Origin of the sequence: Amycolatopsis circi (assembly GCF_003385235.1) — a bacterium.
Lineage (GTDB): Bacteria > Actinomycetota > Actinomycetes > Mycobacteriales > Pseudonocardiaceae > Amycolatopsis > Amycolatopsis circi.
Map to the genome: position 1 here is coordinate 1 of NZ_PQIA01000114.1, position 15131 is coordinate 15131.

General features: G+C 69.8%; 14 protein-coding genes. 7 read left to right on the forward strand and 7 right to left on the reverse strand.

Annotated features, from left to right (window positions below):
- Positions 1–504 precede the first annotated feature (504 nt).
- From D0D37_RS34885 to cofC, 3 genes are read right to left on the reverse strand one after another with little or no spacing between them, the layout of a single operon-like run.
- Complete coding sequence (locus D0D37_RS34885; protein WP_116204850.1) at positions 505–1452, reverse strand: NUDIX hydrolase; 948 nt, start codon at positions 1450–1452, stop codon at positions 505–507.
- Entirely contained in the window at positions 1449–3863 is a 2415-nt protein-coding gene (locus tag D0D37_RS34890; RefSeq protein ID WP_208720282.1) for an RNA degradosome polyphosphate kinase, read from the reverse strand. Before D0D37_RS34890 ends, D0D37_RS34885 begins: the two co-directional genes overlap by 4 nt.
- 55 nt (positions 3864–3918) lie before the next feature.
- Positions 3919–4551: a 2-phospho-L-lactate guanylyltransferase gene (gene cofC / locus D0D37_RS34895; protein ID WP_116204851.1), complete on the reverse strand. Its 633-nt coding sequence runs from the start codon at positions 4549–4551 to the stop codon at positions 3919–3921.
- 115 nt (positions 4552–4666) lie between these two features.
- Between cofC and D0D37_RS34900 the strand changes: the two genes are divergently transcribed.
- The 3 genes from D0D37_RS34900 to D0D37_RS34910 all read left to right on the forward strand — a co-directional run bounded on the left by D0D37_RS34900 (position 4667) and on the right by D0D37_RS34910 (position 7205).
- Positions 4667–5440, forward strand: a complete 774-nt coding sequence (locus D0D37_RS34900) for a lysophospholipid acyltransferase family protein (RefSeq protein WP_116204852.1) — start codon at positions 4667–4669, stop codon at positions 5438–5440.
- Positions 5440–6465, forward strand: coding sequence for an NAD(P)H-dependent glycerol-3-phosphate dehydrogenase (locus D0D37_RS34905; RefSeq protein ID WP_116204853.1), 1026 nt, complete (start codon positions 5440–5442; stop codon positions 6463–6465). The genes D0D37_RS34900 and D0D37_RS34905 overlap by 1 nt, the downstream gene beginning before the upstream one ends.
- A 257-nt stretch (positions 6466–6722) precedes the next feature.
- On the forward strand, positions 6723–7205 hold the full coding sequence (locus D0D37_RS34910) for a cysteine dioxygenase (protein WP_116204854.1): 483 nt from the start codon (positions 6723–6725) through the stop codon (positions 7203–7205).
- 32 nt (positions 7206–7237) lie between these two features.
- Here D0D37_RS34910 and D0D37_RS34915 read toward each other — a convergent pair whose 3' ends face one another.
- The 3 genes from D0D37_RS34915 to D0D37_RS34925 are packed head-to-tail and all read right to left on the reverse strand — an operon-like array spanning position 7238 to position 9424.
- Entirely contained in the window at positions 7238–8224 is a 987-nt protein-coding gene (locus D0D37_RS34915; RefSeq protein ID WP_116204873.1) for an asparaginase, read from the reverse strand.
- Positions 8225–8234: 10 nt separating this feature from the next.
- Positions 8235–9056 carry a class I SAM-dependent methyltransferase gene (locus tag D0D37_RS34920; RefSeq protein WP_116204855.1) on the reverse strand — a complete coding sequence of 274 codons (822 nt, stop codon included), beginning with the start codon at positions 9054–9056 and terminating at the stop codon, positions 8235–8237.
- Positions 9053–9424, reverse strand: coding sequence for a VOC family protein (locus D0D37_RS34925; protein ID WP_116204856.1), 372 nt, complete (start codon positions 9422–9424; stop codon positions 9053–9055). The genes D0D37_RS34920 and D0D37_RS34925 overlap by 4 nt, the downstream gene beginning before the upstream one ends.
- A 140-nt stretch (positions 9425–9564) precedes the next feature.
- On the opposite strand from D0D37_RS34925, the gene D0D37_RS34930 reads away from it, so the two are divergent.
- The gene (locus D0D37_RS34930; RefSeq protein WP_116204857.1) at positions 9565–10266 is read left to right on the forward strand and encodes a response regulator transcription factor; all 702 of its coding nucleotides are present in this window, start codon (positions 9565–9567) and stop codon (positions 10264–10266) included.
- Positions 10263–11714, forward strand: a complete 1452-nt coding sequence (locus D0D37_RS34935) for a sensor histidine kinase (protein ID WP_116204858.1) — start codon at positions 10263–10265, stop codon at positions 11712–11714. The genes D0D37_RS34930 and D0D37_RS34935 overlap by 4 nt, the downstream gene beginning before the upstream one ends.
- Here the strand turns inward: D0D37_RS34935 and D0D37_RS34940 are convergent.
- Positions 11686–12360, reverse strand: a complete 675-nt coding sequence (locus D0D37_RS34940; protein ID WP_116204859.1) for a pyridoxamine 5'-phosphate oxidase family protein — start codon at positions 12358–12360, stop codon at positions 11686–11688. The genes D0D37_RS34935 and D0D37_RS34940 overlap by 29 nt on opposite strands.
- Before the next feature lie 89 nt (positions 12361–12449).
- On the opposite strand from D0D37_RS34940, the gene pdxR reads away from it, so the two are divergent.
- Positions 12450–13820, forward strand: a complete 1371-nt coding sequence (gene pdxR / locus D0D37_RS34945) for a MocR-like pyridoxine biosynthesis transcription factor PdxR (protein WP_116204860.1) — start codon at positions 12450–12452, stop codon at positions 13818–13820.
- A 206-nt stretch (positions 13821–14026) separates the two neighbouring features.
- On the forward strand, positions 14027–15124 hold the full coding sequence (locus D0D37_RS34950) for a D-alanine--D-alanine ligase family protein (protein WP_116204861.1): 1098 nt from the start codon (positions 14027–14029) through the stop codon (positions 15122–15124).
- Positions 15125–15131: the final 7 nt, after the last annotated feature.

Consider the following 15131-nt stretch of genomic DNA (forward strand, 5'->3'; position numbering starts at 1 on the left):
GAGCCGTTGTGGCCGCAGGGCTTCCAGGCGGGGCGAGGAAACGGGTCGGCGAGCCGCCGCGGGGGAGCGGGCGGGCAGGGTCGCGGAGCTGTTGTGGCGGCTGGATCCTGGGCGGACGAAGCGCACGGAGATCGAGAATCCGCTGCCTGGCAGGGGGTTGGCAGGGAGCTGAGCCGGATGCGGTCGTGGCAGTGTTTTCCGAGGTCGGCGGCCTGCGGAGGCGGCAAAAAGAACCCGCCGGATTGCTGACAGAACAACAGATTCAGCGGCCGTGATCGCGCACTCGAGCGGGTCCGGGAAGGGCTAATCCGACGGGCGGAGATAAATCCCCGCCGGGGGTAATTAAACCCCTCGAGACTGTCTCGGACGTCGCTTATGCCGGGACCGGGGATAAGTCCTGAGCACTGCTGAGCAATACCGGTCTCTATAGAATCCGAGGCCGGTCGAATGGCGGTACGAGAAGGGCCCGGCGTGCCGAAGCAACGCCGGGCCCCGCGAAAAAGATCAGCTCACCGAAGGCGCCGGAGCGGGCAGCGGGCTCGGGTAATAGTCCGCGCCCACCAGAATCGGCCCCTCGTCGCCGGGATGAAACGACAGGACCCACAGCGAGCCCTTCTTGCTCGGCACCACTCCGTCGCGGGCGGCGGGCAGTTCCAGGCCGTCCCGGTCCGCCAGTGCGCTCACCAGGTCCGGGATCACCCCGCCCTGGCTGCTGATGAGGGGAGTGCCTCCGCCGGCCGCGATCGCCAGCAGGCGGCGGATTCCGAGCAGCGGGTCGGGCCAGTAGCCCTCCTCCGACAGCAACGGCTCGTGCCGCACCTCGACGCCGAGTGCGTCCGCGACTCCGCCGACGGTCTGCACGCACCGCAGCCGCGGCGCGGAGAACACTCGGTCGGGGCCGAAGAGCGGCAGCAGGTCCCGCAGCGCGGCTGCTTGGCGCTGACCGGCTTCCGACAGCGGACGGAGGTCGTCGTCGCCGGTCCAGTCTTCGCGTTTGCCTGCTTTGGCGTGGCGCACCAGCAACACCGTCGTCGGCGCGGGCGGGAGGGCGCAGAACTCGCGCAGCACCCGGACATCCGCCGGTCGCGTGAGCAGCTGTTCGGCAGTGACCGGGTCCAGCCAGCGCAGTTCGTCGACCTCTTCGTTGGGCTCGAAGGCACCGGAAACGGCTTCGCCGCTGAAGTAGTCGACGCTCTTGCGCAGCAGCTGCCCGTTGTTCTTCGCGGGGACCTCGTACCTCGTCTGCGCGACATAGCGGCCCAGCACCGCGCGGAAACCGGTCTCCTCGGCGATCTCGCGCACCGCGGTGGCCGCGATCGTCTCGCCGGGGTCGACCTTTCCCTTCGGCAGCGACCAATCGTCGTAGCGGGGCCGGTGCACGAGGGCGACCTCGAACCCGGCCCCGGCGCGGCGCCAGAGCACCGCGCCGGCGGCCCGGACGTCCACGCTCATCCGACGGCCCCGTGCCGCTTCGCGAGTTCGAGCTGGTGGTCGCGCACCTGCGAACCGGCGGCGGGGAACGGCTGCCATTCGCCCGACGAACTGAGCACCCAGCAGCGCGTGTGCGGGTCGAGCGCCGAATCGAACACGTCGTCCAGCTGCCGGGTCAGCCTCGGGTCCTTGACCCGCACCAGCGCCTCGATCCGGCGGTCGAGGTTGCGGTGCATCATGTCCGCGCTGCCGATCCAGTGCGTGTCGCCTGCCCGGAAGTTGAACACCCGCGAGTGCTCGAGGAACCGGCCGAGGATCGAGCGGACGCGGATGTTCTCGCTCAGGCCTTCGACGCCCGGCTTCAGCGAGCAGATCCCGCGCACCACCACGTCGACCGGAACCCCGGCCTGCGACGCGTGGTACAGCGCGTCGATTATCTGCTCGTCGACGAGCGAGTTGCACTTGATCCGGATGCCCGCTTCGAGCCCGGCGCGCGCGAGTTCGATCTCCTCGCCGATCGCGCGCACGATGCCGCGGCGGATGCCGAGCGGCGACGTGAGGATCGTGCGGTAGGTGTCCTGGCGCGAGTAGCCGGTGAGGACGTTGAACAGATCCGTGATGTCCGCGCCGATGCTCGGGTCCGCGGTGAGCAGGCCGAGGTCTTCGTACAGCCGCGCGGTCTTCGGGTTGTAGTTGCCGGTGCCGATGTGGCAGTAGCGGCGGATCGTCGAACCCTCCTGCCGCACCACCATCGACACCTTGCAGTGCGTTTTGAGGCCCACCAAGCCGTACACGACGTGCACGCCCGCGCGTTCCAGCGTGCGCGCCCAGGTGATGTTGGCCTGCTCGTCGAAGCGCGCCTTGATCTCCACCAGCGCCACGACCTGCTTGCCCGCCTCGGCGGCGTCGATCAGCGCGTCCACGATCGGCGAATCGCCGGAGGTCCGGTACAGCGTCTGCTTGATCGCCAGCACCTTCGAATCGGCCGCGGCCTGTTCGATGAACCGCTGCACGCTCGTGGAGAACGAGTCATACGGGTGATGCACCAGGACGTCGCCCTCGCGCAGCGTCGCGAACACGCTCTTGGGCGTCTCGCGTTCGCCGAACGCCGGATGCGTCGCGGGCACGAACGGCCGGTCCTTCAATTCCTTGCGGTCGACCGCGGACAGCTGGAACAGGCAGGTGAGGTCGAGCAGCCCGGGCACCTCGACGACGTCCTCGGGATCGACTTCCAGCTCGCGCAGCAGCAGTTCGAGCATGTGCTCGCTCATGTCCTGCGCCACTTCGAGCCGCACCGGCGGGCCGAACCGGCGTTGCGCCAGCTCGCGTTCCAGTGCCTGCAACAGGTCCTCGTCGCGGTCTTCCTCGACCTCGAAGTCGGCGTTGCGGGTGACGCGGAAGACGTGGTGCTCGGTCACCTCCATGCCGGTGAACAGATCGCTCAGGTGCGCGGAGATCAGTTCTTCGAGCGGAAGGAAGGTGGCGGTCCGGCTGCCGCGTTCGGTTTCCACGCGCATCAGCCGCGGCACGTTGCTCGGCACCTTCACGCGCGCGAACCGTTCGAGCCCGCCTTGCGGGTCCCGCACGGTGACCGCGAGGTTCAGCGACAGCCCCGAGATGTACGGGAACGGGTGTGCCGGGTCGACCGCGAGCGGCGTCAGCACCGGGAAGATCTGCTCGGAGAAGTAGCTCGACAGCCGGAGCTGGTCGGCTCCGGACAGGTCGGCCCAGCCGACGAGCCGGATGTCCTGCTCGGCCAGCTGCGGGCGCAGGTGGTCCTCGAACGCGGCGGTGTGCCGTTCGACCAGGTCCTGGTTGCGCTTGGCGATGTAGTCCAGCTGTTCGCGCGGCGTGAGCCCGTCCGCGCTGCGCACCGACAGGCCGGTGCCGTCGCGCCGTTTCAGCCCGGCGACCCGGACCATGTAGAACTCGTCCAAATTGGACGCGAAAATGGCGAGGAACTTCGCGCGCTCGAGCAGCGGCTGCGATTCGTCCTCGGCCAGCGCGAGCACGCGGGCGTTGAAGTCGAGCCAGGACAGCTCGCGGTTGAAATAACGGTCGTCGGGAAGCGACTCGACGGCGGTGGGCGCGGACGTGACGGCGGGCGGGGCCGACGGAACGGAGCGGAATTCCTCGCCGCTCTCGGTCGTCGTCCGGCGCGGGCGCACGGCGGCGGGCGGGGCGGCGGGTTTCTTCGCCGTGGTGCGCAGCGCGCTCGACGCGGCGGTTTTGCGCTTGGCCGGTTTGGCGTTGTCTTCCGCCGTAGCCGCCTTGGGTTTTGCCCGACGGGCCGCCGCGGCGTCGGCGTTCCCGCGCGAGGTCGCCTTCCCGCCCGCGGTGCGCGGGGCCGGGGACGAGGGGGATGCGCTGCTGCCGCTCTTCACACGCCGCCGGGCCGGAGTGCTGCCGTCTTCTGTGCTCACGCTGCCCATTGTTCACTACGAAGCCGCGGTTTGCGCAGGCCGCGATGAAGGTCGAGTGAACAGGTCAGCGCAATTGCGGCCGTTCGGCCGGGAGCAATGCCGCGGTGCGCTTCCCGAGACCGAGCTTCGCGGCGTGGCGGAGATCATCCTCGGTGTCGACGTCGCTGCGCAGCGACGGCAATGCTCGGGTGAGCGGAATCGCACCGGAGGCGCGATGCAGTTCCGCGGAGCCGGCGCCGAACCGCGGGTCGAGAGGTTTTCCCGGCGCGGACAGCAACAGCGTGGTCCCGGTGCCCTGCCGGTCGAACACCACCGCGCGGCGGCCCGCGGCTTCGGTCAGCGCCTGCTCCAGATCCACCGCGCGCAACGCGGGGAGATCCGCTTGGAGCGCGCCGACCACTCCGTCCGGTGCGTCCGCGCGCAGCAGCTCCGCGCCGTGCCGCAACGCTTCGTTGAGCCCGCCGCCCGCCGGTTCGGCGACCAGCTCGACGCCGAGACCGGCCAATTCGGACAGCGCGGCGGGATCGGAGGTGACGACGAGCACCCGCCGGACCCGGGCGACCGACGTGACCGCGGTCAGCGTGTCGCAGGCCAGTGCGAGCACCAGCTCCGCGTGCCGGTGCTCGGCGACTGCCCCGCGCAGCCGGGACTTGCCCGTGCCCGGCGGTTTCAGCGGCATGACCAGGTCTGCGTCCACCTGTCCATCTTTACCCGAAACCCGCCTCGCGCGCGGTGAGCGCACCCTCCCTGGACTGCGCGAACCGGCGCGCGGCAGGATCACCCGGAGCAGAGGCGATCCGAGGAGGAGAACTGTGGCACGGCGTGAGAAGGGCGGATTCTGGGTGGGGCTGGCCGCCGCCGCGTTCTACCCGCTGACCGCGATCGGCAAGCGGGTGTACCTCGGTGCGGAGAAAATCCCCCGGCAAGGGCCCGCGGTGCTGGTGATGAACCACATCTCGCACCTGGACCCGGCGGTCGACGCGGTGTTCGTGCACCGGCAGAAGCGGGTGCCGCGGTTCTTCCTCAAGGCGAGCCTGAAGGACGTGCCGGTCTTCGGCCGGATCGTGACCGGGTCCGGGCAGATTCCGGTGGCGCGCGGGTCGAGCGCGGCCGGCGACAGCCTCAAGGCCGCGCACCAGGCGCTCGAGGAGGGCAAGGTCATCGTGATCTACCCCGAGGGCACCATCACGAAGGACCCGCTGGGCTGGCCGAAGGAGGCCTACAGCGGCGCGGCGCGGCTGGCGCTGCAGAACGACGTGCCGGTGATCCCGATCGCGCGCTGGGGCACGAACAAGATCTACAACGGCTACACCAAGAAATTCACGCCGTTCCCGCGCAAGACGGTGACCCACCTGGTCGGCGATCCGATCGATCTGTCGGCGTACCGGGGCGGGAACCCGCGCAGCGCTTCGATGCTCCGCGAAGTCACCGGCGTGCTGATGGACGAGGTGACCCGCTTGCTGGCGGAGATCCGGCAGGAGGAACCGCCGGTGAAGAAGCCGGAACCGGACGCCGCGGCGGAGACCAAGGCGGAGATCACCGCAGAGCCCAAGGCGGAGACCGAGAAGCCGGAGGACGGTGCCTGATGGCGGGTTTCGCCGCTGACGTGCAACGGGTCACCGTGCTCGGCGCGGGTTCGTGGGGCACCGCGTTCGCGAAGGTGCTCGGCGACGCGGGTCGCGACGTGACGATGTGGGCGCGCCGGGAAAGCGTCGCGGAGGAGATCCGGGAGCGGCACACCAACGAGTCGTACCTGCCGGGAACGTCGTTGCCGGAGCGGATCACCGCGACTTCCGACGCGGCCGCGGCGCTGGACGGCGCGCAGGCAGTCGTGCTCGGGGTGCCGAGCCAAAGCCTGCGCGCGAACCTCTCCGGCTGGCAGCCGCTGCTGCCGCCTGAGGCGATCCTGGTCAGCCTGGCCAAGGGCGTGGAACTGGGCACGCTCAAGCGGATGAGCGAGGTGATCGCCGAACTCGCTCGCGTCGCGCCGGGCGAGATCGTGGTGGTGTCCGGGCCGAACCTGGCCCGCGAGATCGCCGACGGGCAGCCTGCCGCCGCGGTGGTCGCGTGTGCCGATCACGAGCGGGCGAAAGCGGTGCAGCAAGCGACGTCGAACCAGTATTTCCGGCCCTACACCAACACCGACGTGGTGGGCTGCGAGCTGGGCGGCGCGTGCAAGAACGTGATCGCGCTCAGCTGCGGCATGGCCGCCGGAATGGGCTTGGGCGCGAACACGACGGCGACGCTCATCACGCGCGGTCTCGCCGAAATGGCGCGGCTCGGCGCGAAACTCGGCGCGGACCCGCTGACCTTCGCCGGTCTCGCCGGCCTCGGCGACCTGGTGGCGACGTGCTCGTCGCCGTTGTCGCGCAACCGCACCTTCGGCGAACGGCTCGGCCGTGGCGAAACGCTGGCCGAGGCGCAGGCGGCGACCGGCGGCCAGGTCGCGGAGGGCGTCGCGTCGTGCTCGTCGATCCGCGAACTGGCGCAGCGGGCCGGGGTCGACATGCCGATCACGGACGCGATGTTCCGGGTGTGCCACGAGGGCGTCGACCCACGGCAGGCGGGTGCGGAGCTGCTCGGGCGGTCGCGGAAGCCGGAGTGGAGCTGAGCCTCGTGAGTGTTCACGCCGGTTAGAACCGGCATTGCCACTCACGAGGGTGTGAAGCTGGGCGGTCCAGGGGGTGGGACGGGTTGACCGGGCGCTTCGGGGCTGGTTCTCTGTGCGGCATGCTGACGTGCGCGATGACGATGCGGCCGGGGTCTGCCGACCTCCGCCCCGTCATGGGCATGTCGTGTCGCTGTTGTCGGTGAACCTAGCCCCGGCCCAGTTCGACACCCATCTTCTTCCCGTGAGGACTTCTTTTCATGTTCGCCGTTCCGGACAACACCCTGCTGGGTCCCGAGAACCCCGCCCTGCGCCACCCGGTCCGCGTCGCCGTCGACGTGGCCGCCGACCGGGAACGCTGGGGCAGCCTGCTGCGCTACGACCCCGACGAGCGGTTCTCGGCGCTGGTCGAACGCACTGAGGACCAGGAGATCTGGCTGCTCAGCTGGCTTCCCGGCCAGTACACCGACCTGCACGACCACGCCTTCGCGACCGGCGCGTTCACCGTCGTCTCCGGGCGGCTGACCGAAACCGTCGCGCGGCGCGCCCCGGGCGGACGCACGGTGACCGAGGTGCACGGGCTGTCCGCCGGGCAGTCGCGGGTGTTCGGGCCGGGCTACGTGCACGAGGTGCGCAACGACGGCCCGGACCCGGCGATCAGCGTGCACGTCTACCGCGAGGGCGGCCGGCAGATGCGGTCGTACCAGGCGAATCCGGTGGACGGCCCGGCCCTGCGCTCGTGAGTGCTGAGCACGGTTAGAACCGGCGTAAACACTCACGAGTCGAGATCGCCGCGCAGCCTGAACTGCCGCTCGATCTCCGCCCTGCTGACCCCCGCCGCCAGCAACACCTGCAGCAGGATCCGCGATTTCCGCGGGCACAGCCAACCCGCCATGGTCGCGCCCATCCGGATCAGGCTCGATTCGGAGCCGTGAAACCCGTAGGTGCTGCGGAAAGTCGGGCCCGCGCCGGTCCGGGACGCGACGACGACCGGCACTTCCGCAGCCGCGATGACGTCTGCTGTTCCCGTCGACACGTGCCCGACGCCGTTGGCGGCGACCACGACGCCGCGCGCGCCGCCTTTGAGTACCAGCGAAAGCAATTCGCCCGAATCGTCGAGTCCTGATTCCAGCAGCGGAACGAGATCGACGTTCTCGGCTCCCGGCAGCACTGGCAGGCGCGGAGGCGACGGGTGGAAGTAGTGCACCGCTCCCTCCGCGACCATGCCGAGCGGACCCGCGGGCCGCGACGAGAACGTTTCGACGTGGCTGGAATGCGTCTTCCGCACCCACCTCGCCGCGTGCACGTCGTCGTTGAACGCCACCAGCGCGCCCCGGCCGCGGCTGCGCGGATCGGCGGCGACGGTGAGCGCGGCGAGGAGGTTCGCCTGTCCGTCCGGACTGGGCAGGCTCGGATTCCGCATCGCGCCGGTGATCACCACTGGTGCGTCGGACGGCCACGTGAGGTCGAACAGGTACGCCGTTTCCTCCAGCGTGTCCGTGCCCTGCACCACCACGAGACCGTCCGTGCCCGCCTCGATCTGCTCGATGCCCCACTGCCGCGTCCGGGCGAGCGTCGCGTAGTCCATCGACGAACTCGAGACCCCGGCGAGCGTCGCGGCGGTGACCTCCATCGGCAGCCGGGATCCGAGGTCTCCCAGCAGATCCTCGGCGCTCAGCCGCGGCACGACGCCGTCTTCGATCGAACGTCCGGGAGCCATCGAGATGGTGCCGCCCAGCGCGGCGACGGCGATGCGAGTCATGCCCCGCACTCTATGCGGGGCGCCGCGCCTGCAGGGTGTAGCTCGCGGCGATCCGGCGCGGGTTGTCGCGCAGCCGCCATTCGCCGCCCCCGGCCTCTTCCATCTCGTGCGGCAACGCGTTCCACGCCGCGGTGTCGTGCTCGGTCAGCCCGGTCAGGATCAGGCCTTGGTCCAGCAGCGCGGTGACGATCTCGCCGAGCGAATGGTTCCAGCTGTGCGTGGTCGTCGTGCGCACCGGTTCGTCCGTGTCGACGTAAGTGGTGTCGTCACTGAACACGAGCGGTTCGTCGTGCTCGAAGTAGTCGTACTTCGGCCACGCGCGTTCGGATTCGTCATCGAGCGTCCCCAGCATCGGGTGGCCTTCGCGCAGGAACAGCCGTCCGCCCGGCCGCAGCAGCCGCGCGACGACCTCAGCCCACGGCGCGATCTTCGGCAGCCAGCACAGCGCGCCGATTCCGGTGTACACCAGGTCGAACGCGTTCTCGCCGAAGACTTCCGCCGCGTCGTAGACGTTCGCCTCGTGGTAGTCGATGTCCGCGCCGGTGGCGTCGGCCAGCTTGCGCGCTTCGGCGAGCGACGCCGGGGAAAGGTCCAGACCAGAGATCTTGGCCCCGAGTCGGTGCAGCGACAGCGTGTCCGTGCCGATGTGGCACTGCAGGTGCACGGTGCGCAACCCGGAAACGTCGCCGAGGCGCGGCTGGTCGAAGCGGACGACCTGGCTCAGGTGCGCGGGATCGGCCTGGAACTTGTCGAACTCGTAGTAGGCCGAGCGCGCGTGGATTGGCGCCCGGTCGTCCCAGTTGGCGCGGTTGATCTCGAACGAATCGGTCATGCCTTCTCCGCCGCGCTGCGCAGGACGCAGAACTCGTTGCCTTCCGGGTCCTGCAGGACGGCCCAGCCGCTGCCGTTCTCACGGCGGTGGTCGGAATGCAGCGTCGCGCCCAGCTTGAGCAACCGGTCCACTTCTTCTTCGCGGGGCACGTCCGGCGTCAGGCACAGGTGCAGCCGGTTCTTGACCGTCTTGGGTTCCGGGACGGCGATGAACAGCAGCGTGACGCCGGAATCGAGCACGATGCCGATCTCCGGGTCGCCCTGTTTGTCGCCCTCGCCGATCGGGCGGCCGGTCACCTGGGTCCAGAACTTGGCCAGTTCCCACGGGTCTGCGCAGTCGACGGTGATGTTGTCCACGACGGAGGTCATCGGGCTCCTTGAATTCGGCGGTGGATTCCGGTCCGGAGTCTGCCCGGAATGCCCGGTGCGCGCGAGAGGTTTCCTGTCGAGTCGCTGTCAGCTGGGGGTTCGGCTCGCGCGTCCGCGCGGACGTCGCGGAGGATGGCGGGGTGGAGAACCCGAACCCGGTGCGGCTGCTCGTCGTGGACGACGAGCCGCACATCGCCGACCTGGTCGCGACCGTCGCCCGTTACGAGGGCTGGCAGGCCGTGACGGCGGGGTGCGGCGCCGACGCGCTCGCGCGCGCCGCGGAGTTCGCTCCCGACATCGTCGTGCTCGACCTGATGCTGCCCGATTTCGACGGTTTCACCGTGCTCGACAAGCTGCGCGAGAAACACGACGAGGTCCCGGTGGTTTTCCTGACCGCGAAGGACGCGACCGCCGACCGCATCGCCGGCCTCACCCGCGGGGGTGACGACTACCTCGTCAAGCCGTTCTCCGTCGAGGAGTTGATGGCGCGGCTGCGCGCGGTGCTGCGACGGACGTCGGAGAAGCCGGAGACCCGCACTGTTGTCCTGCAGGTGGGCGACCTCACGCTGGACGAGGAGACGCACGAAGTCCGGCGCGGCGACCAGTTGGCCGAGCTGACGCCTACCGAATACGAGCTGCTGCGCTACCTGATGCGACGCTCGCCGGCCGTGCTCACCAAGGCGCAGATCCTCGATCACGTCTGGGAGTACGACTTCGGCGGACGGTCCAATGTGGTCGAACTCGCGATCTCCCGGCTGCGGCGCAAGCTCGACTCCGAGGCCGAACCGCTGATCCACACCGTGCGCGGCGTCGGGTATTCCGTGCGACAGGCGGGCCGGTGAACCGGATCGGGCGCTGGGCTCGCCGGTGGTACCGGGCTTGGCGCGCATCGCGGCTGGGCACGCGGCTGGCGTTCGGGCTGGGTGCGCTGTCGTTGGTGGTGTTCGCGATCGTCGGCGCGCTGACTGTCGAGCTGATGCACGACTACCTCAACCGGCGGCTCGACGAGCAGCTCAAGACCAGCCAAGTCGCGCAGGTGCCGCATTTGCGCGAATCGAAGGACAATCCGGAAGTCGTTTACTCCTGGTACTCGGCGGTTTTCGACGTCCGCGAAGGGCAGGCCGTCCCGCAGCCGGGCAGCACGTTGCCGAGCGACGTCCGGCCGCTGGCGCAGATCGCCGAAGAAGCGACCGGCGGCGACCTCTTCCGCACGATCGCCTTGCCCGGACAGGGTTCTTACCGTGTGCGGGCCTGTCCGGTGGAGACTTCGCAGAACAGGACCGGCACCGTGCTGCTGAGTGCCGCGCCGCAGGCCGACCTCGACAACACGGTGCAACAGCTGATGTTGATCGAAGTGATCGCGTTCCTGATCGCGTTGGCGATTCTCGTGGTCGCCGGGCGAATAGTGCTGCGGCGTGGATTGCGGCCGTTGTCGGACATGGCCGGTACCGCGCATGACATCGCTTCGCACGACCTCACTGCCACTGCGGATTTGCCGGTGCGCGCGTCCGGCACTGGCGGCGGCGCGGAGGTCGAGGAGTTGCGGACGGCGTTCAACTTGATGTTGAGCCACATCGAGTCCTCGCTGGCCGCGCGCACCGAGGCGAACGATCGGCTGCGCCGGTTTGTCGCCGATGCTTCGCATGAACTGCGGACACCGCTGACGTCGATCCGCGGCTATGCCGATCTTTTCCGTTACGCCGCCGCGAATGAGCCCGAGGAACGCGAGGCGCATCTAGAGAAGATCCGGGCCGAAACCGCACGGATGAGCGTGCTGGTGGACGATTTGCTGCTGCTCGCCCGTCTTGACGCGCGCGATGTCGAACCGCCGGTGCGTCCGCAGCGAATGGATCTCACCGAGGTCGCCGCGGCTGCCGCGGACGCATTCCGGGCCGGTCGTCCGGGGCGTCCGCTGACGGTGTCGATTCCGGAAGAACCCGTGCTGCTGCATGCGGATCCGGCGCGGCTGCGGCAAGTCCTGGACAACCTGCTGACGAACGCCGCGGTGCACACCGCCGAGGGGACTCCGGTCGAGCTGGCGGTGACGGTGGCGGACGGAATGGCCGTCGCCACCGTCGCCGATGCCGGGCCGGGGATTTCGCCGGAGGATCAGCAGCGGATTTTCGACCGGTTCTATCGCGTCGACAACTCCCGCACCCGGGCCGCTGGCGGCACCGGGCTGGGGTTGTCGGTGGTGCATTCGCTGGTGGTGGAGCACGGCGGAACGGTCTCGCTGGACAGCCGTCCCGGACGGACGGTGTTTATCGTGCGGTTGCCGCTGTCTTCGTGACGCGTGCGGCGACGTGTTCGGGCACGGTCCAGTCTGAGGGCAGGTCAGCGGAGGGTTCGGGTTCGCCGAACACCGTGCGCACCGGCAACACTCCGGCCCAGGCGGCGTTCGCGTTGACGTCTTCGGGTTCGTCGTCGGGTCCTTCGGCGCGGAGCTTCACCGATGCCTCAGCCAGATCAAGCGCGATGACTGTGACGGCGGCGAATTCCTTCTTGTTCACCGCGCGAGCGTGTTCCCACGAGCCGGGGGAGAGGTGGTCGGTGAGCACGTGCAGGCCGCGCATCTTCTCGTCCGGGTCGGTCACCAGGCGGGCCCGGCCGAGGATCACCGCGCTGCGGTAGTTGACCGAGTGGTTGTTCACCGAGCGGCAATAGACGATCCCGTCGAGCAGGGTCACCGTCACGCAGACTTCGGTTTCCCCGGTGGCGGCTCGCAGACTGGCCGCGCCCGTGGAACCATGCAAGTACAGGGTGTCGCCGTCTCGGCCGTATCCGGTGGGCAGCACCAGCGGGACGCCGTCGCGGACCACGCCGAGGTGGCAGATCAGCGCCTCGTCGAGCACGGCGTGCAGCGCCGCGCGTTCGCTGGCGGCGCGGTGGCGTTTGCGGCCGAGCGTGGTGCGTTCGGTGGGCGAAAGGCTGCTCATACGATCAGTGTGCGGTGGGCAAGTGGCTACGTTGAATGTCCACTTCTTCTACACTTGAGAAGTCCACTTCGCTGTAACGGAGGTCCGCCGTGTCCTACGCCGACACCGCCCTGCCGGTCAGTCTCGACCGCGAAGCGGCCACCCCGCTGGCCGTGCAGCTGGCCGACGCGCTGCGCGAAGCCGCGGCTGGCGGACATCTTCGCGGCGGCGACCGGCTTCCGTCCACCCGTGCGCTGGCTGAACGGCTCGGCGTCTCGCGCACGGTCACTTCCGCCGCGTACGAGCAACTGCACGCGGAGGGCTGGATCGCCGGACGGCACGGCTCCGGCACCTACGTGACCACGCCGCCGACCCGCGCCGCCGCGTCCGTCACGGTGCCCGGTTCGCTGCTCGCCGAGCCGGAATCGACCCCGGTGCTTGACCTCACGCCGGGCGCGCCGTGGGCTGGCGGGCTCGACCGCGCGGCCTGGCGGCGAGCGTGGCGCGCGGCCGCTGACCCTGAGCCGCTCACGCGCGCGCATCGCGCCGGGCTGCCGGAATACCGCGCGACTGTGTCGGAACATCTGCTGCGCCACCGTGGTCTGGCGGCAGGCTCGGTGCTGGCGACCGGCGGTACCACCGCGGCTGTCGTGGAGCTTGCCGCCGCGGTGTTGCGTCGAGGGGCGGTCGTTGCCTTCGAGGAACCGGGCTATCAGCGTGCGGTGCAAGCGTTCCGGCAGGCCGGGCTCACCGTCGTGGGCGTGCCGGTCGACGAGGAAGGCCTGCGTCCGGCCGCGATTCCCGCTGGGGCACGCGCGGTCTACTGCTCGCCCGCGCATCAGTACCCGATGGGCAGCCGGATGAGCGCGGCCCGGCGCGTGCAGCTCGTGGAACGCGCTCGTGCGGAAGGCATGCTGGTCATCGAGGACGACTACGACGGCGAGTTGCGCTTCGACGTCGCCCCGCTCCCGATGCTGGCGGCACTCGCCCCGGACGTCGTCGTGCACCTCGGGACCACCAGCAAAATCCTCACCCCGACGCTCGGCGCGGGCTGGCTCGTCGCGCCCGCCGCGGTGGCCGATTCCGTGCTGGCGTACCGGGATCTCACCGGCACGCGTCCTTCACCGGCGGGGCAGCGGGTGCTCGTCGAACTGGCCCGGACCGGCGATCTGGGACGGCACCTGCGGAAGCTGCGCCGGGAAATGGCCGAACGCCGGACTGTGCTGGTGGCCGCGCTGTCGACCGCCGGGATCCCGTTCGTCGGCGACGACGCCGGTGCGCACCTGGTGGTGCCGACGGAAAGCGCCGAGGCGGAGGAGCGGTTGATCGCCGCGGCGGAAAAGCATTCGATCCGGCTCGACGGGTTGGCGCGCCATTTCGCCGGGACGCCGACGATGCACGGCATCGCGCTGGGATACGCGGGCTGCTCGCGCGAGGCGTTGATGGCCGCGGTGCCGACGCTGGTGGATCTGCTCCGCTGACCTCGCGCCTTTCGCCGGGTGTCCGGAGGTCCGTGAGGGGAACCTTCACGGAATCAGAGTCCCTCAGGGTTCCCCTCACGGACCTCCGCGGGAGCAGAAGCCACGCGCGGAGGACGGCAAGCGTTGCCCGGCCACAAGCACGGCGACCTGCGCGGACACCCCCGGCGCGCGCTGTTGGCCATGCTCACCCGGTACGGTGACCGGCTATGAGCGCTGAAAAGATCCGGGTCGCGGTCGTGTTCGGGGGCCGCAGCAGCGAGCACACCATTTCGTGCCTGTCCGCGGGCAGTGTGCTCTCGAACCTGGATCCGGACCGCTTCGAGGTGCTCCCGGTCGGCGTCACGCCGAGCGGCGGCTGGGTGCTCGGCACCGGCGACCCGACGCAGCTCAGCATCCAAGGCCGCGAGCTGCCGACGGTCGAGTCCGGCCGCGCGCTCGTGCTCGCCGGGGACCCGACCAGCCGCGAGCTGCGCACGGTCGACCCGGGCCAGGCCACCGAGGTGCTCGGCACCGTCGACGTCGTCTTCCCGGTGCTGCACGGCGCCTTCGGCGAGGACGGCACCATCCAGGGCCTGCTCGAACTCGCCGACCTCCCGTACGTCGGGCCCGGCGTGCTCGCCAGCGCGGCGGCGATGGACAAGGAATACGCGAAGAAGCTGCTCGCCGCGGAAGGGCTGCCGGTCGGCACCTACGCCGCGCTGCGCCGCGGACAGTCCACTTTGGCCGAACAGGACCGCGAACGCCTTGGCCTGCCGGTGTTCGTGAAGCCTTCGCGCGCCGGTTCGTCGGTCGGGATCTCCCGGGTCACCGACTGGGCAGACCTGGACGCCGCGATCGAGCTGGCCCGGCGCACCGACCCGAAGGTGCTCGTCGAGGCCGCGGTGCGCGGGCGCGAGGTCGAATGCGGCGTGCTGGAATTCCCGGACGGTCGTGTCGAGGCGTCGCTCCCGGCGGAGATCCGGGTGCTCGCCGAGGGCGAGGACGCCTGGTACGACTTCGAAACCAAGTATCTCGGCGAGGACGCCGAGCTGGACATCCCGGCCAAACTGGACGACGCGCTCACCGACCGGCTGCGCGCGATGGCCGTCGAGGCGTTCCGCGCGCTCGACTGCCAGGGCCTGGCCCGCGTCGACTTCTTCGTGACCGAGGAGGGCGACCTGGTGATCAATGAGGTCAACACGATGCCCGGCTTCACCACGAAGTCCGCCTACCCGAAGATGTGGGAGGTGACCGGGGTGGATTATCCGACGTTGTTGTCGACGCTCATCGACACCGCGCTCGCCCGGGGCACCGGCCTGCGCTGACGATCGA